The sequence below is a fragment of the Pseudomonas putida genome, assembly GCA_029953615.1.
In the GTDB taxonomy this organism is placed as follows: Bacteria; Pseudomonadota; Gammaproteobacteria; order Pseudomonadales; family Pseudomonadaceae; genus Aquipseudomonas.
The window spans coordinates 906992-926127 of sequence record CP124529.1 but is presented as its reverse complement, the minus strand read 5'-3'; the positions used below and the strand labels follow the sequence as shown (position 1 = coordinate 926127).

The 19136-nt window shown below is 63.0% G+C and carries 15 protein-coding genes, 1 tRNA gene and 3 pseudogenes; 15 read left to right on the top strand and 4 right to left on the bottom strand.

The features are described 5' to 3' along the window. The first annotated feature begins 161 nt into the window (after positions 1 to 161). The 13 genes and pseudogenes from ruvC to QIY50_04195 all read left to right on the top strand — a co-directional run bounded on the left by ruvC (position 162) and on the right by QIY50_04195 (position 9609). Complete coding sequence (ruvC, locus tag QIY50_04255; GenBank protein WGV21469.1) at positions 162 to 686, top strand: crossover junction endodeoxyribonuclease RuvC; 525 nt, start codon at positions 162 to 164, stop codon at positions 684 to 686. A 109-nt stretch (positions 687 to 795) separates the two neighbouring features. After that, the gene (gene ruvA / locus QIY50_04250) at positions 796 to 1413 is read left to right on the top strand and encodes a Holliday junction branch migration protein RuvA (GenBank protein ID WGV21468.1); all 618 of its coding nucleotides are present in this window, start codon (positions 796 to 798) and stop codon (positions 1411 to 1413) included. Then, positions 1410 to 2457 (top strand): annotated as a pseudogene (gene ruvB / locus QIY50_04245) (Holliday junction branch migration DNA helicase RuvB). Before ruvA ends, ruvB begins: the two are co-directional and overlap by 4 nt. A 125-nt stretch (positions 2458 to 2582) precedes the next feature. Then, positions 2583 to 3035, top strand: a complete 453-nt coding sequence (ybgC, locus tag QIY50_04240) for a tol-pal system-associated acyl-CoA thioesterase (GenBank protein ID WGV21467.1) — start codon at positions 2583 to 2585, stop codon at positions 3033 to 3035. 2 nt (positions 3036 to 3037) lie between these two features. Continuing rightward, positions 3038 to 3734, top strand: a pseudogene (gene tolQ / locus QIY50_04235) (protein TolQ). A 14-nt stretch (positions 3735 to 3748) separates the two neighbouring features. After that, a complete protein-coding gene (tolR, locus tag QIY50_04230; GenBank protein ID WGV21466.1) occupies positions 3749 to 4201 on the top strand; it encodes a protein TolR in 453 nt (150 codons plus the stop codon). Beyond that, positions 4201 to 5307 (top strand): cell envelope integrity protein TolA, encoded by a 1107-nt coding sequence (tolA, locus tag QIY50_04225; GenBank protein ID WGV21465.1) that lies wholly within the window; start codon positions 4201 to 4203, stop codon positions 5305 to 5307. Before tolR ends, tolA begins: the two co-directional genes overlap by 1 nt. Positions 5308 to 5333: 26 nt before the next feature. After that, entirely contained in the window at positions 5334 to 6605 is a 1272-nt protein-coding gene (gene tolB, locus QIY50_04220; GenBank protein WGV23000.1) for a Tol-Pal system beta propeller repeat protein TolB, read from the top strand. A gap of 54 nt (positions 6606 to 6659) precedes the next feature. Continuing rightward, the gene (gene pal, locus QIY50_04215; GenBank protein ID WGV21464.1) at positions 6660 to 7160 is read left to right on the top strand and encodes a peptidoglycan-associated lipoprotein Pal; all 501 of its coding nucleotides are present in this window, start codon (positions 6660 to 6662) and stop codon (positions 7158 to 7160) included. Between the two features lie 6 nt (positions 7161 to 7166). Further along, positions 7167 to 7973 (top strand): tol-pal system protein YbgF, encoded by an 807-nt coding sequence (ybgF, locus tag QIY50_04210; GenBank protein ID WGV21463.1) that lies wholly within the window; start codon positions 7167 to 7169, stop codon positions 7971 to 7973. Between the two features lie 160 nt (positions 7974 to 8133). Beyond that, a complete protein-coding gene (queE, locus tag QIY50_04205) occupies positions 8134 to 8781 on the top strand; it encodes a 7-carboxy-7-deazaguanine synthase QueE (GenBank protein WGV21462.1) in 648 nt (215 codons plus the stop codon). Positions 8782 to 8798: 17 nt separating this feature from the next. Continuing rightward, positions 8799 to 9473 carry a 7-cyano-7-deazaguanine synthase QueC gene (gene queC, locus QIY50_04200; protein WGV21461.1) on the top strand — a complete coding sequence of 225 codons (675 nt, stop codon included), beginning with the start codon at positions 8799 to 8801 and terminating at the stop codon, positions 9471 to 9473. Between the two features lie 60 nt (positions 9474 to 9533). After that, positions 9534 to 9609: transfer RNA gene (locus tag QIY50_04195), tRNA-Lys, on the top strand. Between the two features lie 84 nt (positions 9610 to 9693). Here QIY50_04195 and QIY50_04190 read toward each other — a convergent pair. From QIY50_04190 to QIY50_04180, 3 genes and pseudogenes are all read right to left on the bottom strand, one after another. Further along, positions 9694 to 10653, bottom strand: coding sequence for a cation transporter (locus tag QIY50_04190; protein ID WGV21460.1), 960 nt, complete (start codon positions 10651 to 10653; stop codon positions 9694 to 9696). Between the two features lie 155 nt (positions 10654 to 10808). Continuing rightward, positions 10809 to 12872 (bottom strand): methyl-accepting chemotaxis protein, encoded by a 2064-nt coding sequence (locus tag QIY50_04185; GenBank protein ID WGV21459.1) that lies wholly within the window; start codon positions 12870 to 12872, stop codon positions 10809 to 10811. A 66-nt stretch (positions 12873 to 12938) separates the two neighbouring features. Continuing rightward, positions 12939 to 14292 (bottom strand): annotated as a pseudogene (locus QIY50_04180) (APC family permease). 446 nt (positions 14293 to 14738) lie between these two features. Here QIY50_04180 and QIY50_04175 point away from each other — a divergent pair. Together QIY50_04175 and nadA are read left to right on the top strand one after the other, a co-directional pair. Further along, entirely contained in the window at positions 14739 to 16247 is a 1509-nt protein-coding gene (locus QIY50_04175; GenBank protein ID WGV21458.1) for a YdgA family protein, read from the top strand. A 279-nt stretch (positions 16248 to 16526) separates the two neighbouring features. Further along, complete coding sequence (gene nadA, locus QIY50_04170; GenBank protein ID WGV21457.1) at positions 16527 to 17585, top strand: quinolinate synthase NadA; 1059 nt, start codon at positions 16527 to 16529, stop codon at positions 17583 to 17585. 108 nt (positions 17586 to 17693) lie between these two features. Here nadA and QIY50_04165 read toward each other — a convergent pair whose 3' ends face one another. Continuing rightward, positions 17694 to 19130 carry a M48 family metalloprotease gene (locus QIY50_04165; GenBank protein WGV21456.1) on the bottom strand — a complete coding sequence of 479 codons (1437 nt, stop codon included), beginning with the start codon at positions 19128 to 19130 and terminating at the stop codon, positions 17694 to 17696. Positions 19131 to 19136: the final 6 nt, after the last annotated feature.

Sequence of the window (19136 nt, the reverse complement as noted above, 5' to 3'; positions counted from 1 at the left end):
TTTATTGGGGCTGCTGTGCAGCCCATCGCCGGCAAGCCAGCTCCCACAGGTACAGTGCCACCCTCAAGTCCTGCACTGTACCTGTGGGAGCTGGCTTGCCGGCGATGGGCCGCGCAGCGGCCCCAATGGTGTTAAAACATGAGCTTTGTACGACAGGCACTATGACTCTGATTCTTGGTATCGACCCCGGCTCGCGCATTACCGGTTATGGTGTGGTGCGCCAGACCGCCCGTGGTTGCGAGTACGTGGCGTCGGGCTGTATCCGCACCGGCAGCGGCGAGCTGCACGAGCGGCTGCAGATCGTTTTTCGTGGTGTCAGTGAAATCATCAGCCAGCACGGCCCGGTGACCATGGGCATCGAACGGGTGTTCATGGCCCGTAACGCCGACTCGGCACTCAAGCTCGGCCAGGCCCGCGGCGCGGCCATCGTCGCGGCAGCCGAAGCCGGCCTGGAAATTGCCGAATACAGCGCTACCCAGGTCAAGCAGGCGGTAGCCGGTACCGGTGGGGCCAACAAGGAGCAGGTGATGATGATGGTCATGCACCTGCTGAAACTGACGCAGAAGCCGCAGATCGACGCCTCCGACGCCCTGGCCATTGCCCTGTGCCACGCCCACACCCGCTCCAGCCTGGTGCCGCATGGCCTGGCAACGGCGCGTCGGCGCGGTGGGCGCTTGCGTCTGTAGGCGCTTCATGCGCTGATACACATTTTGTTCGGGTGATGCGTTCACCTGCTGCATTTGCTGATAGGGTTGAGCGGTCTTTGACCGGCTCCCCGAGAGGAAGGATCGGAACGTGATTGGACGTTTGCGCGGCACCCTGGCGGAAAAACAGCCGCCGCACCTGATTATCGACGTCAACGGCGTAGGTTATGAACTGGAAGTTCCCATGACCACGCTGTACCGTCTGCCCAAGGTGGGCGAACCGGTAACCGTGCACACCCACCTGGTGGTGCGCGAGGACGCTCACCTGCTCTACGGATTTGCCGAAAAGCGCGAGCGCGAGCTATTCCGCGAGCTCATTCGCCTGAACGGCGTAGGGCCGAAGCTGGCCCTGGCGCTGATGTCCGGGCTGGAGGTGGACGAGCTGGTGCGCTGCGTGCAGGCCCAGGACACCTCGGCCCTGGTGCGCGTGCCCGGTGTCGGCAAGAAGACCGCCGAACGCCTGCTGGTCGAGCTCAAGGACCGCTTCAAGGCGTGGGAAACGTCCCCGGCCATGTTCACCCTGGTCTCCGACGGGCCGCTGCCGGTCGCCAGCGCATCCACAGCCGAGGCCGACGCAGTCAGCGCCCTGGTTTCGCTTGGCTACAAGCCGCAGGAGGCCAGCAAGGCGATCGCCGCGATCCAGGACAAGGCCGGCCTGAGCAGTGAAGAGCTGATCCGCCGCAGCCTGAAAGGGATGATTACCAAGTGATCGAAGCCGACCGCCTGATCGCCGCCAGTGGCCGCGACCGTGAAGAAGTCCAGGACCGTGCGATCCGCCCGCTGCGGCTGGACGAGTACATCGGCCAGCCGGTGGTGCGCGAACAGATGGCGCTATTCATACAGGCCGCCCGTGGCCGCAGCGAGTCGCTCGACCATACGCTGATCTTCGGCCCGCCCGGCCTGGGCAAAACCACCCTGGCCAACCATCATTGCCCAGGAAATGGGCGTGTCGGTCAAGAGCACCTCGGGGCCGATTCTCGAGCGCCCGGGCGACCTCGCGGCAATGCTGACCAACCTGGAACCGCACGACGTGTTGTTCATCGACGAGATCCACCGGCTGTCACCGGTCGTCGAAGAGGTGCTGTACCCGGCGATGGAGGACTTCCAGCTCGACATCATGATCGGCGAAGGGCCAGCGGCCCGTTCCATCAAGCTCGATCTGCCGCCGTTCACCCTGGTCGGTGCCACCACCCGTGCCGGCATGCTCACCAACCCGCTGCGGGACCGCTTCGGTATCGTCCAGCGCCTGGAGTTCTACAGCGACAAGGACCTGGCCACCATCGTCAGCCGTTCGGCCGGCATCCTCGGCCTGGCCATCGAAGATCAGGGTGCCTACGAGATCGCACGCCGGGCCCGCGGCACGCCACGTATCGCCAACCGCCTGCTACGCCGCGTGCGCGACTACGCCGAGGTGCGCGGCAAGGGCCAGATCACCAAGGCCGTGGCCGACATGGCGCTCAACCTGCTGGACGTCGACGAGCGCGGTTTCGACCACTCCGACCGCCGCCTGCTGCTGACCATGATCGAGAAGTTCGACGGTGGCCCGGTCGGCGTGGACAACCTGGCGGCAGCCATCAGTGAAGAGCGCCACACCATCGAGGACGTGCTCGAGCCGTACCTGATCCAGCAGGGCTACATCATGCGCACGCCGCGCGGTCGCGTGGTCACCCGGCATGCCTACCTGCACTTTGGCCTGAATGTGCCCGGGCGCCTGGGGGAGGGAGGGGATTTTTCCGAAACGGGCGATGAGTGACAGATCGATAACGGCTTTTCGCGGTCCTACCGCTGGCATGCCAAGGGTGCGCTGGCAATAAGACATTAATGAAGAAAAAACAGTTGCCACAGCGGATTGGCAAGCTGAGGAGTAAGCACTAGAGTATGCGCGCGCAAAATTGCCTGGAACCGTTCGCACACCGTTGTCGTGTCTATTACGAGGATACCGATGCCGGTGGCGTGGTGTATTACGTCAATTACCTGAAATTCATGGAGCGCGCGCGTACCGAGCGGCTGCGGCACCTGGGCTTTTCCCAGGCGCAACTGGCCGAAGACAACCTGCTGTTCGTGGTCCACTCCAGCGAAGCGCGCTACCACGCGCCGGCGCGGCTGGACGACGCGCTGCGGGTCACCGCGCAAGTACTTGAACTCAATCGCGCCAGCCTGCGCTTCGTGCAGCAGGTCTGGCGGGAAAAGGATGAAACGCTGCTCTGCGAAGGGCAGTTCCTGGTGGCTGCCGTGCGCGCCGATACTTTCAAACCCCGAGCCATACCCCCGGAGCTGCGCGACGCCTTTGCGGCCGACGGCTCGGGTACTCAATCGAATGCAGGAGAATAAGCGTGGAAGCTAACGTCGTCGACCATACCTCCATGTGGAGTCTGGTCAGCAATGCCAGCGTGTTGGTACAGCTGGTAATGCTGATCCTGGTGGGCCGCCTCGGTCACCTCATGGATCATGATCTTCCAGCGCAGCACCATGCTGCGCGCCGGTCGTCGTGCGCTGGATACCTTCGAGGAGCGCTTCTGGTCGGGCATCGACCTGTCCAAGCTGTACCGCCAGGCAGGCAGCAACCCAGACCCGGATTCCGGTGTCGAGCAGGTCTTCCGTGCCGGCTTCAAGGAGTTCTCGCGCCTGCGCCAGCAGCCGGGCGTTGACCCGGACGCGGTCATGGAGGGTGTTGCCCGTGCCATGCGCGTGGCTATTTCGCGTGAGGAAGAAAAGCTCGAGCAGAGCCTGCCGTTCCTGGCCACAGTCGGTTCGACCAGCCCGTACATCGGCCTGTTCGGTACCGTATGGGGCATCATGAACTCCTTCCGCGGCCTGGCCAGCGCCCAGCAGGCCACCCTGGCCACGGTTGCCCCGGGTATCGCCGAAGCGCTGATCGCTACCGCCATCGGCCTGTTCGCGGCAATCCCGGCGGTCATTGCCTACAACCGCTTCTCGGCCCGCAGCGAAGTGCTGATCGGCCGTTACTACACCTTCGCCGACGAGTTCCAGGCGATCCTGCACCGCAAAGTGCACACCAGCGAAGAGTAATCAGGTAGAAGCCCATGGCCCGAGTTCGCCACAAACGCAAGCCCGTCGCCGAGATGAACGTGGTGCCCTACATCGACGTGATGCTGGTACTGCTGGTCATCTTCATGGTGACGGCGCCCATGCTCAACCAGGGCGTGAAGGTAGACCTGCCCAAGGTTTCCAGTGAAGCCTTGCCGCAGGACAACAACGTCCAGATCCTCACCATCTCCATCAAGGCCGACAAGACCTATTACTGGAACCTCGGCAGCGAAGTCGATACCGACAAGCAGATGGACAAGGCCATGACCTTGCCTGCCATGACCGACGCGGTGACCAAGATCATTGCTGCCGGCCGTGACCAGGGCAAACAGACCCAGGTGTTCATTCGTGGCGACAAGGCTGTCGACTATGGCGCGGTCATGGGTGCCATGGGCGGGTTGCAGAAGGCCGGTGTCGGTAACGTTGGCCTGATTACCGAGGCGCCCTGATGCAACAGCGAGAGCCATCCGCCTCGGAAAGCTACTTCTGGCCCAGTGTCTGGGCCATCGGCCTGCATGTGCTGGTGTTCGCCCTGCTGTTCGTCAGTTTTGCCATGACGCCTGAGCTGCCGCCATCCAAGCCGATCGTCCAGGCTACCCTGTACCAGCTCAAGTCCAAGAGCCAGGCGACTACCCAGACCAATCAGAAGATTGCCGGGGAAGCGAAGAAAACTGCTTCGCGCCAGACCGAGGTCGAGCAGCTGGAACAGAAGAAGGTCGAGCAAGAGGCCGTGAAGGCCGCGGAACAAAAGAAAGCCGACGCCGCTCAAAAGGCCGAAGAGGCCCGCGAGGCCGCCGAAGCCAAGAAAGCCGAGGCCGCTGCCGAAGCCGCCAAGGCTGCCGAGGCCAAGAAAGCCGCCGAAGCCAAGAAGGCCGAAGAGGCGAAGAAGGCTGCCGAGAAGCAGCAGGCCGACATCGCGAAGAAGAAGGCCGAGGAAGAGAAGAAAAAAGCCGAAGAAGAGGCCAAGAAAGAGGCCGCTGAAGAGGCGAAGAAACAAGCCGCCGAGGATGCCAGGAAAAAGGCAGCCGAAGAGGCCAAGAAGAAAGCAGCCGAGGACGCCAAGAAGAAAGCGGCGGCCGAGGACGCGAAGAAGAAGGCAGCTGAAGAGGCCAAGAAGAAGGCCGCTGCAGACGCCCAGAAGAAAAAGGCACAGGAAGCGGCCCGCAAGGCGGCGGAAGACAAGAAAGCCCAGGCCCTGGCCGAGCTGTTGTCCGACACCACCGAACGGCAGCAGGCGCTGGCCGACGAGCAGGGTGACCAGGTGGCCGGCGACTTCGACGACCTGATTCGCTTGCGCGCGGCCGAGGGCTGGGCACGTCCGCCATCCGCGCGCAAGGGCATGACGGTGGTCCTGCAGATCAACATGTTGCCGGACGGTACCATCACCAACGTCAGCGTGGCCCGGTCCAGTGGTGACGGCCCGTACGACAGTTCGGCGGTGGCTGCGGTGAAGAACATTGGTCGTTTGACCGAGATGCAGGGTATGAAGCCGAGCGATTTCAACCAATATCGTTCGTTCAAGATGACATTTACACCTGAGGATCTAGCGTTGTGATTAAACGTCTGAGAGGACTGCTGGTCATGCTGTGCTGCGTGGCAGGCATGGCCGTGGCAGAGGAAAAGAACATCCTGGTCACCAGCGGCAGCGACCGGGCCACGCCCATCGCGGTAGTGCCGTTCGGTCTGCAGGGCGGCAGCGTGCTGCCGGAAGACATGGCCGACATCATCGGCAACGACCTGCGCAACTCCGGCTACTACTCGCCGATTCCGCGGCAGAACATGATCAGCCAGCCGTCGCAGGCCAGCGAAGTGATCTTCCGTGACTGGAAAGCGCTGGGCGCGCAGTACGTGATGGTCGGCAGCATCGTGCCGTCGGGCGGTCGCCTGCAGGTGCAGTACGCGCTGTTCAACGTCGCCACCGAGCAGCAAGTGCTGACCGGTAGCGTGGCAGGCAGCGTCGATCAGCTGCGCGACATGGCGCACTACATTTCCGACCAGTCGTTCGAGAAGCTCACCGGCATCAAGGGTGCGTTCTCCACCCGCATGCTGTACGTGACGGCCGAGCGTTTCTCTACCAACAATACCCGCTATACCCTGCAGCGTTCGGACTACGACGGTGCGCGTGCGGTTACCCTGCTGCAATCGCGTGAACCGATCCTGTCGCCACGCTTTGCGCCGGATGGCAAGCGCATCGCCTATGTCTCGTTCGAGCAGAAGCGCCCGCGCATCTTCGTCCAGCACATCGATACCGGTCGCCGCGAGCAGGTCACCAACTTCGAAGGCCTGAACGGGGCGCCAGCCTGGTCGCCGGACGGCACCCGCCTGGCATTCGTGCTGTCGAAGGACGGCAACCCGGACATCTACGTGATGAACGTGGCCTCGCGCCAGATCAGCCGTGTCACCGCCGGCCCGGGCATCAACACCGAGCCGTTCTGGGGCAAGGATGGCAACACCCTGTACTTCACCTCCGACCGTGGCGGCAAGCCGCAGATCTACAAGCAGTCGGTCAGTGGCGGTGGTGCCGAGCGTGTAACGTTCGTGGGTAACTACAACGCCAACCCGAAACTGTCGGCGGACGAAAAGACCCTGGTGATGATCCATCGCCAGCAGGGCTTCACCAACTTCAAAGTTGCGGCCCAGGATTTGCAACGCGGAAGTGTAAAGATTCTCTCGGAAACGAGTCTTGATGAGTCTCCCACTGTTGCGCCAAACGGCACCATGCTAATCTACGCCACCCGCCAGCAGGGCCGGGGAGTCTTGATGCTCGTGTCGCTTAATGGCCGCGTGAGGCTCCCACTTCCTACCGCTCAAGGCGAAGTCAGAGAACCGTCCTGGTCCCCTTACCTGAACTGATTGCGGCGTAATAATTTTTGCTTAACACACTGGGGTTTCATTAGGAGTTTCACGATGGAAATGCTGAAGTTTGGTAAATTTGCTGCGCTGGCTCTGGCCATGGCCGTAGCTGTAGGTTGCTCCTCCAAGGGCGGTGACAACGCAGGCGAAGGCGCTGCTGTAGATCCGAACGCTGGCTACGGTGCCAACACTGGTGCTGTTGACGGCTCCCTGAGCGAAGAAGCTGCCCTGCGCGCAATCACCACCTTCTACTTCGAATACGACAGCTCGGACCTGAAGCCAGAAGCCATGCGCGCTCTGGACGTTCACGCCAAGGACCTGAAAGCCAACGGCAACCGCGTTGTCCTGGAAGGCAACACCGACGAGCGCGGCACCCGCGAGTACAACATGGCTCTGGGTGAGCGTCGTGCCAAGGCCGTTCAGCGTTACCTGGTTCTGCAGGGCGTTTCCCCTGCTCAGCTGGAACTGGTCTCCTACGGTGAAGAGCGTCCGGTTGCCACTGGCAACGACGAGCAGTCCTGGGCTCAGAACCGTCGCGTAGAACTGCGTAAGTAAGTTCTTATGCGTATGTGCCGCCGTGTAGTAACCGTCCTCGCACTCAGCCTGCCGCTCGCGGCCTGGGCTGAGGTCCCTGTAGTTGATGACAACGCAGGCAGCTATCCGCCTGCGGGTTATGGCACGAGCGGCGCCTATGCCGGGTCAGGGGCTTCGGCCCCTGCCTCTGCACAGGGCCAGCTGTTCATGCAGCTGCAACAGATGCAGGATCAGCTTTCCCGCCAGCAAGGCATCATCGAAGAGCTGCAGAACGATGTGTCGCGCATGAAGCAAGAAAACCTGGAGCGTTACCAGGACCTGGACCGTCGCATCAACAGTGGCGCCGCGCCTGCCGCGACCCCTGACAATTCCTCCAGTGGTGGTGCATCCGGTGCCGCCCCCGATGCAGCAGCAGGTGCTGCTGCGCAACAACCGGCCGCCAGTAGCGAGCCCGGTGATCCGGCGAAAGAAAAGCTCTACTACGATGCTGCTTTCGACCTGATCAAGCAGAAAGACTTCGACAAGGCCAGCCAGGCGTTCAACGCCTTCCTGCGCAAGTACCCCAACAGCCAGTACGCCGGCAATGCCCAGTACTGGCTGGGTGAGGTGAACCTGGCCAAGGGCGACCTGCCGGCTGCCAGCCAGGCCTTCGCCCAGGTCAGCCAGAAGTATCCGAAGCACAGCAAGGTGCCGGATTCGCTGTACAAGCTGGCCGACGTCGAGCGCCGCATGGGCCACACCGACAAGGTCAAGGGTATTCTGCAGCAGGTCATCACCCAGTACCCAGGCACCTCGGCCGCACAACTGGCCCAGCGTGACCTGCAGAAGCTCTAAGCTGCACCGTTTGAAAGAAACCCGCGCCTGCCGCGGGTTTTTTCGTTAGAATCACAGCCCTTTTTTCGTAAACACGCTGCTGCGGATAACGCTATGTCGAGTCCGCGACAGTGCCTGACGGAGGCGGACAGCCTGTTTAGCTGTCACGCCCGTGGCGAGCATGCAAGACACATTACGCATTACCGAAGTCTTTTACTCTTTGCAGGGTGAAACGCGAACGGCTGGGCTGCCCACGGTATTCGTGCGCCTCACCGGTTGCCCCCTGCGCTGTCAGTACTGCGACAGTGCCTATGCCTTCAGTGGCGGTACCCTTCGCACCCTCGATTCGATCCTCGAGCAGGTCGCCGGCTTCAAGCCGCGCTACGTCTGCGTCACCGGTGGCGAGCCATTGGCGCAGCCCAACGCCTTGCCGCTGTTGCAGCGCCTGTGTGACGCCGGTTACCAGGTGTCGCTGGAAACCAGCGGCGCGCTGGATATCGCCGGCACCGACACCCGTGTCAGCCGCGTGGTCGACCTGAAGACCCCTGGCTCCGAAGAGTCGCACCGTAACCGTTACGAGAACATCGAGCAGCTGACCCGCAACGACCAGGTCAAGTTCGTCATCTGTTCCCGTGAGGACTACGACTGGGCGGTCTCCAAGCTGATCCAGTACAACCTTGCCGAGCGTGCTGGCGAGGTACTGTTCTCGCCCAGCCACCACCAGGTGAACGCCAGCGACCTGGCGGACTGGATCGTCGCCGACAACCTGCCCGTACGCTTCCAGCTGCAGCTGCACAAGCTGCTGTGGAACGACGAACCCGGACGTTGATTGAGGAGCAAGCACACATGACCGAAAAACGCGCAGTAATCCTGTTGTCCGGCGGCCTGGACTCGGCCACCGTGGTTGCCATGGCCAAGGCCGAAGGTTATAGCTGCTACACGATGAGTTTCGACTACGGCCAGCGCCACCGTGCCGAACTGAACGCCGCCGCCCGCGTTGCCCGCGACCTGGGCGTGGTCGAGCACAAGGTGATCGGCCTGAGCCTGGACGGCATCGGCGGTTCGGCATTGACCGACAGCAGCATCGACGTGCCGGAAACCCCGGGTGAAGGCATCCCCGTCACCTACGTGCCGGCGCGCAACACCGTGTTCCTGTCCCTGGCCCTGGGCTGGGCAGAGGTGCTGGATGCTCGCGACATCTTTATTGGCGTCAATGCCGTGGATTACTCCGGCTACCCAGATTGCCGCCCCGAGTTCGTCGAAGCCTTCGAGCGCATGGCCAACCTGGCGACCAAGGCCGGCGTCGAAGGGCAGGGCTTCCGTATCCAGGCGCCGTTGCAGAACATGAGCAAGGCGCAGATCGTGCAGGCCGGCATGGCTCGCGGCGTGGATTACAGCCTGACCGTTTCCTGCTACCAGGCCGATGATGACGGCCGCGCTTGCGGCAAATGCGACAGCTGCCGCCTGCGTGCCGACGGCTTCAAGGCAGCTGGTGTCGAAGACCCGACGCGATACTTTTGAAAAAAGTTTGATGGGGTATTGATTTCCCGTTAGAAATCAGTATTATACGCGCCATCCAACGGGTCGTTAGCTCAGTTGGTAGAGCAGTTGGCTTTTAACCAATTGGTCGTAGGTTCGAATCCTACACGACCCACCATATGCAGTACGTCAAAGCCCGCAACCAGAAATGGTTGCGGGCTTTTTCGTTTTCGGCGCTTTGGGGGCGCAAAGCGCCCCCAGCTTATTCAGCCCACTCCGGATCCCCGGTAAACACCACCGTCAGCCAACGGTCCGGCCCTTCACCCCCCACCGCATCACCAATCTCGTTGCGCCACGCATCCCATTCATCGATGGTTTTCGCGGCCATGGCCTTGGGGACGATGAAATACAGCTCGATCTCCCGCGAGCGCCCGACCTTGGCCACATAGGCGCGGTACGACTGCAGCCCATGGCGTGCGACGAAGGCTTTGGCGACTTCGTCTACATGCAGCTTGAGGTCGCCAGGGGTCACCAGGAATATTTCCGCAAGGGCCTGGCGCACCACCGACATCGGCAACGGCACGATCACCAGGCAGACCAGCGCCAGCACCGCCGGGTCGATGTACGGCGACACCCACTCCAGCGACGTGCCTTGCACCGCATAGCCAAAGCAGAAGGCGATCAGCAGGGCGGCGGTGATGCTGGCCGACATCACCCAGCCCTTGACGTCCATTCGCACGAAATCCGAACCCAGCTTGCGGTTGGCGCGGGCCTCGACAATGGCGATGGTCACACAGGCGATCACGGTCAGCACCGCGTAGACCATGGCGATGCCGAACTCCAGGTGGCGCCCGCCTTGCAGCAGGCTGCTGACGGCGTTGATCAGTGCATAGATGGCCACGCCGCTGAGCAGGATGCCGTTGAGCGCCAACACCATGGGTTCCAGGTGCCAGAAGCCCATGGTGAAGCGCTCACGCAACTTGCGCGACATCTGCACGCTGGTGGTGTGCGCGGTGATCAGCCTGACCACCACCAGCGACAGCCCGCTCATGCTGGCGTCGACCAGCGAGTAGACGCCATCGAACACGATGGAGAACGAGCCGGAGGCCAGGCCGAAGGCGATGCCGATAGTGGCTATGAACAGGGTGACGGCGATCGAGGTGCGTAGCAGGCCCTGTTCGCTGGTGATGTCGAAGAAGGTGGTTCTGGTTGGGTTTTGCATAAATTGTGCTCGGTAAAATCGATGATGCGGTATTGCCTGATGGGGCCTCTTCGCGGGCTCGCCCGCTCCCACACGGTATGGCTCCACCCCAAAGGGCTGTACATATCCTGTGGGAGCGGGCAAGCCCGCGAAGCAGGCGCACTGGCCCTGACAGACTAGACGCGGAACTGCTCCATCAGCGCCTGTTGCTGGTTCGCCAGCCGGTTCAAGGCCTGGCTGATCCGCGCCGATTCATCGGCCTGGCCAGCCAGCGATTCGGTTACATCGCGAATGCCGGCCACGTTGCGGTTCACTTCTTCAGCCACCGCACTCTGCTCCTCAGCCGCCGAGGCAATCTGCAGGTTCATGTCGCTGATCACCGCCACCGCCTCGCCAATGCGCTGCAGTGCCGGCAGCGCCTGTTCCATCCGCGCGGCGCTGTCCTGGGCCTGGCGCTGGCCTTCGTGCATGGCACCCACCACATCCTGGGTGCCTTGCTGCAAGCCCTCGATGACCTGGCGAATTTCTTCCACCGATGTCTGCGTGCGCTGGGCCAGGCCACGCACCTCATCGGCAACCACGGCAAAACCACGCCCGGCTTCGCCAGCGCGTGCGGCTTCGATGGCGGCGTTGAGCGCCAGCAGGTTGGTTTGCTCGGCAATGGTGCGGATCACTTCCAGCACCGAACCGATCTGCCCGCTGCGGCCTTCCAGCGCGCGTGCCTCGTCCATGGCGGTGTTCATGCCGGCGGCCAGGCGATCGATGCCCTGCCGGGTGCTGTCGATCAGTTGCAGGCCCTCGCGGCTGGCCTGGTCGGCTGCGCGTGCGGCCTGGGCCGCTTGCGAAGCGTTATGGGCGACATCCAGGGCGGTGGCGCTCATCTCGTTGGCAGCGGTGGCCACCTGTTCGATTTCACGGTGCTGTTGCTGCATGCCGTTGCTGGTCTGGCTGGCGATGGCTGCCGACTGGTCGGCAGTACTACGGGCCTCCCGCAGTGAGCCTTTGACCTGGGCTATGACCGGCTGCAGCTTGTCGAGGAAGCGGTTGAACCAGCCGGTGAGCTGGCCCAGTTCGTCCTGGCGGGCGTAGTCCAGGCGGCGGGTGAGGTCGCCTTCGCCGCTGGCGATGTCTTCCAGGCGCGCGGCCACGGCCAGGATTGGCCGGGTTACGCCGCGCGCGGTCAGCCACACCAGCAACAAGCCGACTACCGCAGCGCCCAGGCCAACCAGCAGGCTGGTGAGGTTGGCGCTGTGGTTGTGCGTGTCCAGGCGCTGGTTGAGCGCCACGGCAGGCGCCTGCAGCACGCTTTCCGGCAGTTCCAGCAATACCTGCCAGGGGGCTGCGTCAGGGATTGGTGTGAACGGGTGGGCAACACGCAGCAGGCCGTCGGCTACCGTCTTGTCCATCGGCTCGCCGAGCTTGCTGTCGTCGCGGCTGTTGCCGGCCAGCAGGTCGGCGGCGCTGGCGATGCTGACCTGACCCTGGCCGTCGAACAGCTCCCGGCGGCCGTCCAGACTCAACTGCTGCAGGTTGGCCAGGCCGATGTCCAGGCCGACCACGCCGACCACCTTGCCGTGCTCCAGCAGGGGCAGGGCAATGCTGGTCATGAGCACCTGGCGCCCATTCACCTCGTCGAGGTATGGCTCGAGCATGCAGGTTCTTGCGGTGTCCTGCGGGCAGGTCAGCCAACGGTTCTTCGCCGTGCCGTTGCTGCCGATGCTGGCGTCGCCGAGCATCGATTCCGGCATGGCTTCGAGCTCCAGGGTGCCGGGACTGGGTTGTGACCAGTACAGCGAGAAACGCCCGGCCTCGTTACTGCCCATGGCGTCCTGGCCGAGGTACTGGCTGTCCGGGCCCAGGGCGTTGGGCTGGAACACCAGGTACAGGCCGATCACATCCGGGTTGCCAGCCAGGCTGGCGCGGGCCTGGCGCGTCAGTTCGGCGCGCAGGTCGTTGCCGCCACGGGTCTTGAGCACTTGCACCAGGCGGGCAAAGCCATTGCCGTACTGGTAGGCGTCCATGAAATAGCGCTGGATGCGCAGGGCCTGGGTTTCGGCATGGGCCTGCAGGCGCAGGCGTGCGCTGCTGTCGAGCATTTCGGTGTTGGCCTGGTTGACCAGTACCGCGCTGCGCCGCGCCTGGGCCAGCGAGGTACTTACCAGCAGGGCGACGATGGCCAGCAGGCAAAGGCCGGCGAGCAGGGTGATTTTCCACTGGATGGAGAGGCGGCGCAGCGGCATGAGGGCTTTCCTTTTCGATCAAATACAACGCCCGCGATCAGGCGCGGGCGTTGTCGGCAGCATGGGTCATTCAGCGACGTAGTTGGGTGGCGCGTTCCTGAAAGCCTTGGTCAGCCAGGCCAGGTAGAGCACGCCGAGCACTGCCCAGACGCCACCGAACAACAGCGAGTGGGCGTTCAGGTCCAGCCACAGCGAGACGATGATGCAGAAGCCGATGGTCGGCAGTACCAGGTACTTTAGCTGGTTGGCCAGCCCTTGCCGCTTGCCTTCACGCAGGTAGCAGTGGTTGATCACCGACAGATTGACGAAGCTGAACGCAACCAGCGCACCGAAGTTGATGATCGAAGTGGCGGTGACCAGGTCGAAGAATATCGCCGACAGCGAAATCAGCCCCACCACCGCGATATTCAGCACTGGCGTTTTGTAGCGCGAGTGCAGGCGGGCGAACAGGCTGGCCGGCAACACGTTGTCGCGGCCCATCACGTACAGCAGGCGCGACACGCTGGTCTGCGAAGCCAGGCCCGAGGCGATGGTGTTGATCACGGTGCAGGCGATGAAGATCGACTGGAACAGTTTGCCGCCGACGTACAGGGCGATTTCCGGCAGTGCCGCTTCGTGGTCATGGAAACGCGCCATGGTCGGGAAGTAGGCCTGGATGAAGTACGACACGGTGATGAACACCACGCCACCGATCAGTGCGGTGAGGAAGATCGCCCGTGGAATGGTCTTGCTCGGGTTGTGGGTTTCCTCGGACAGGGCAGGTGACCGCGTCGAAGCCGAGGAACGAGAAGCACAGGATGGTTGCACCGGCGGCCAGCGCGCTGAACTGGGTCTGGCTGTCGGCGAACGGCAACAGGCTCCAGGCGGTGCCCAGCCCCTCACCCTGGTCCAGGCCGCGCAGGCACAGGTAGATGAACACCGCGATGATCGCCACCTGGACGCCCACGAACAGCAGGTTGAAGTGCGCTACCAGGTTCACGCTGCGCATGTTGATCAGGCTGATCAGGGTGACGAAGCCGGCCACCCACATCCACTCCGGTACTTCCGGGAACATGGCCGAAAGGTACAGCTTGGCCAGCAATGCGTTGACCATTGGCAGCAGCAGGTAGTCCAGCAACGACGACCAGCCGACCAGGAAACCGACGTGCGGGTTGATTGCGCGCTGGGTATAGGTGTAGGCCGAACCCGACTGCGGGAAGCGTCGTACCAGGGTGCCATAGCTCACGGCGGTGAACAGGATCCCGGCCAATGCCAGGATGTAGGCGCTGGGTACGTGGCCGGCGGTAATCCCGGAAACGATACCGAAGGTGTCGAACACGGTCATCGGGGTCAGGTAAGCCAGGCCAATGATGATCACGTGCCAGAGGCGCAGGGTTTTGCGCAGTTGGCCGTTGCCGGAGGCGCTGTGGTCATGCTGCATGCTGGCATGGCTCCTGCGGCTGGGCGTAAACGGCGGGCACGGTGTACTGCGCATGCGGCAAGGGCGAGCGGGTGGGCTCCATGTTGTTCACCTTTATTGTTGGAGCAGCGGGGACGCGGGGGAGCGCGCAAAGTGGTGAAAATAAAAAACGATGGGTAGCTTGGTGTCAAGTTAAACATGACAAGATGTTACTGGATTGAAATATTTATCGATTAAAGTGGGGTTTTGTTCGGTTTTTGCGCGTTTTTTTGCGGTTATGATCAATTTTGGTGTTCGCAAAAATTAACGAATGCTGGTCTCCCTTGGAAGGGGCGTGTAAGAGGGTTCCCAAAAACGGGTTTTCTCTCGCCTTGCCAGCGCCAGGCGTGGCTGCGGTGGTACTCTTGGCGTCTTGTGCGGCCCCTGGCCCCCTACGAAGCCCTTATGGACAGCAATCGGTTCTATTCATGAAGAAATCAGTCGGCATCCTTTCCGGCCTGGCTATCGCCATCGCCGTCGCAACCACCGCTGGCGCCTGGTACACCGGCAAGCAGCTGCCTGCGGAGCTGGACAACGCGCTTGTCCGCAGCAACGCCGAACTGAAGAAGGCGTTGGTGAGCACCGGTGGCAGCATGAGCATCGAGCGAGTGTCGCTGGAGCAGCATTTCTTCAGCAGTATTGCCCAATACCGGCTCAAGGCCCGCGATATCAACCTGGGCGACGGTGAAGTGGTGAATTTCGATGTGGGTGTGACCGACCAGATCGAGCACGGCCCGTTCCCCTGGTCGCGGGTAAAGGCGTTGAAGCTGATGCCGGTGCTGGCGGTCAGCAACAGCACGCTGCAGAAGGACGACGCCACCGCACCGTGGTTCGCCGCCGCAGGCGAGCAGGCCCCGGTCAGCGCACAGACCAGCCTGGGCTACGACGGCAATGTGGTCAGCCAGGTCCGGCTGGCGCCGGTCAAGCTCGACGAAGCGGATGGCAATAGCATCGACTTCTCGGGCATGCAACTGCAGGTCAGCGGTGATCAGGAAGGCAAGGCCTCGAAATTCCAGGGCCAGGCCGACCGCTTTGTGATGAAGCTGGTACGTGATGACCAGCCGCCTGCCACCTTCGAGCTCAACGGCCTGAAGGTCGGTGGCCAACTGGCGGCCACCGCGCACGAGGCCATCTATGTGGGCAACGTCGACCTGGCGCTGGCCGAAACCAAGGTCACTCTGGGGCCCAGGCAGCAGGTGCTGGTGGTCAAGGGCCTGGAGCAGAACGCCCTGCAAACACTCGACGGCCCGGACACCGTGGGTGGTCGCGTGGCGTACAAGGTCGGGGATATCACCTGGGATGGTCGTGCGGTAGGCAAGGCGCAGATGGCAGTGAGCATCACCTCGGTCAACGCCCCGGCGTTACAGGCGCTGTCGGCCTGGTACCAGGCCCACCTGCCGGAGTTCGAAGCCGCAGCTGCCGCCGGCCAGCCGGTGCCGGAAATCCAGATGAACGATGTGGAGAAGGCCAGGTTCCACGGCGAGCTGCAGAAACTGCTGGCTGCCAAGCCCCGGGTGGCGGTTGAAAACCTGTCGTTCAAGACCGCCAATGGCGAAAGCCGCTTTGACCTGTCGATGGGTTTCGCCGCCCCCGCCAGCTTCGATCTGCCGCCTGAACAGTTGAGCAAGCAACTGATCACCGAGGTGAAGGGCAAGCTGTCGTTGTCCAAGCCGATGATCGGTGACCTGGCAACCTTGCAGGCGCTGCTGGATGGCCAGACCGACGCCCAGGCCATTGCCATGCAATCGAGCCAGGCCGGGGAAATGGTCGGCATGATGGCGCTGCAGAGTGGCATGGCCACGGTGCAGGGCGATGATGTGGTGACCAGCCTGCACTATGCCGATGGCATGGTCGACTTCAACGGCAAGAAAATGACCGTGGAAGAGTTCGCCATGCTCATGTCGGCGCAGCTGGCGGCCCTTTCGCCGCAGGGCTGATCGCTTCTCCTGTACCGGCCTCTTCGCGGGCGCGCCCGCTCCCACAGGGTCTGCACAATTCCTGTGGAAGCGGGTTTACCCGCGAAAGGGCCAGCACCAGGCAACACAAAAACCGCTTTAGAATTCGCTGGATTGTCTGTAGCCTTCGGCCTCCGATAATAATCCGCGCCCGCAGAGGGCCGTGGCGGCCTGTGTGCCGTCCGGCACCCTTAGCCGATCTGTCAGGGCCGGGTGATACACTCGATTTGACGCGCGCACGCGCCTGCAGGTCCAGCGATCATGACCCAGATTTCCGAACGCCTGTTGGTTCAGGCCCACCTCGACGCCAAGCAGCCCAACCCGCTGACAGCCGAGCAGGAGGCCGAATACCGTGCGGCCATCGCTGCCGAGCTCAAGGCCCAGAACGCCGTGCTGGTCGCCCACTATTACTGCGACCCGGTCATCCAGGCGCTGGCCGAAGAAACCGGCGGCTGCGTCTCCGACTCGCTGGAAATGGCCCGCTTCGGCAAGAACCACCCGGCTGAAACCGTGATCGTTGCCGGCGTGCGCTTCATGGGCGAGACAGCGAAAATCCTCACCCCGGAAAAGCGGGTGCTGATGCCGACCCTGGAGGCCACCTGCTCGCTCGACCTGGGCTGCCCGGTCGAAGAGTTCTCGGCCTTCTGTGACCAGCACCCCGAGCGTACCGTGGTGGTCTACGCCAACACTTCCGCTGCCGTGAAGGCTCGCGCCGACTGGGTGGTGACGTCGAGCTGCGCCCTGGAAATCGTCGAAAGCCTGATGGACAACGGCGAAACCATCATCTGGGGCCCGGACCAGCACCTGGGCCGTTACATCCAGAAGCAAACCGGTGCCGACATGCTGCTGTGGGACGGTGCCTGCATCGTTCACGAAGAGTTCAAGTCGCGCCAGTTGGCCGACATGAAGGCGCTGTACCCGGATGCAGCGATTCTGGTGCACCCAGAGTCGCCGGAAGCGGTGATCGAACTGGCCGACGCGGTGGGCTCCACCAGCCAGCTGATCAAGGCTGCCCAGACGCTGCCGAACAAGACCTTCATCGTCGCCACCGACCGCGGCATCTTCTACAAGATGCAGCAGCTGTGCCCGGACAAGGAGTTCGTCGAAGCGCCTACCGCCGGTAACGGCGCGGCATGCCGCAGCTGCGCGCACTGCCCGTGGATGGCGATGAACACCCTGGAGCGGGTGCTGGATTGCCTGCGCAAGGGTACCAACGAGATCTTCGTCGACCCGGCACTGGTGCCGAAGGCGATCAAGCCGCTGAACCGCATGCTGGACTTTACCCAGGCCGCACGCCTGAAGTTGTCCGGTAACGCCTGACGCCAGACCGCGTCGCTTTCTTCGCGGGCACGCCCGCTCCCACAGGTACTGCACCGCTTGTAAGGGCGGTGCAGTACCTGTGGGAGCGGGCGTGCCCGCGAATGGCCCTCACCGCCCCATCATTTCCTGAACCATGCGCTGCTGTTCCATGATCTCGCGCTGACGCTGGTCAATCTGTGCTGCCAGCGGGAAGTTGCCACCCGCACGGCGCTTGGCGTAATCCAGCTGCTGAATCGCCTGGTCGAAATCGCCCACCAGGGTGAAATACTCGGCCCGCGCCCGGTGCAAACCAATGGTATTGCCCGAAAGGCCACGCACTTCAGCCATGTCGTACCACACGTCCGGGTCATCCGGCCGGCTCTTCACCAGATCGTTCAATACCTTCTCTGCCTCGGCGGGCTTGTTCTGCTTCACCAGCAGATCGGCACGCACTTGCTTCAGCGGGTAGTTGCCTGGGTACAGGCCCTGCATGCGTTCGGCGCGCTGCTGCGCGTCGGCCAGGCGGTTGTTGGTGATGTCCAGGTCGATCTGCGCCAGGTTGTAGGTAATGTCGTTGGGCGCCTTGGCCAGCAGCGGCTTGAGCAGTTCACGCGCCTCGTTCAGCTGGCCGCCCTTGATCTGCGCCAGGGCCAGGCCGTAGCGTGCTGCGTCCAGCTTGGGGTCTTCGTCCAGCTGTGCGCGGAAGCGCTTGGCCGCCAGCCCCGGGGTGCCTTCGTAGGTCAGCGCCACGCGAGCACGAATAAGCTGGTAGCGCATGCTGTCCTCGACGCCGCCCTTGGGCGCCTGCTCGGCACGGTTGCGGGTGTCGGCGATACGCGACTCTGTTACCGGGTGGGTCAGCAGGAATTCCGGCGGTTTGGCATCGTAGCGGTACTGCCGGGCCAGGCGCTCGAACATGGTTGGCATGTTGCGCGGGTCGTAGCCGGCCTTTTCCAGGTTCTGGATGCCGATGCGGTCGGCTTCCTGTTCGTTCTGCCGTGAGAAGCGCCGCTGTTCCTGGATCGCCGCCGCCTGGGTACCGGCGATCATGCCGATACCGGCATCACCGCCGCCACCAGCGGCCAGCACGATACCGGCCAGCAGCGCCGCCATCATCGGCAACTGCATGCGCTGCTGGGCCTCGACACCGCGGGCGAAGTGGCGCTGCGACAAGTGCGCCAGTTCGTGGGCCAGTACCGAGGCGTACTCGCCTTCGGTCTGGGCGTTGAGGAACAGCCCGCCGTTGACCCCGACGATACCGCCCGGGGCGGCAAAGGCGTTGAGCTCGCGGCTGTCGATGAGGATGAATTCCAGGCGGCGGTCCTGCAACTGGCTGGTTTCGGCCAGGCGGTACACGCTGGTTTCGACGTAGTCCTTGAGCTGCGGGTCGTTGAGCTGGTTGACCTGACCACGCAGCAGGCTCAGCCAGGCTCGGCCGAGCTGGTGCTCCTGTTGCGGCGAGACGATCGCGGAACTGGCATCACCCAGTGATGGCAGGTCGTCAGCGTGGCCGGGGAGGGCCAACAGGCAGGCCAGCGTCAGCAGGGTAGGGCGCAGTAGATTCATGCATGA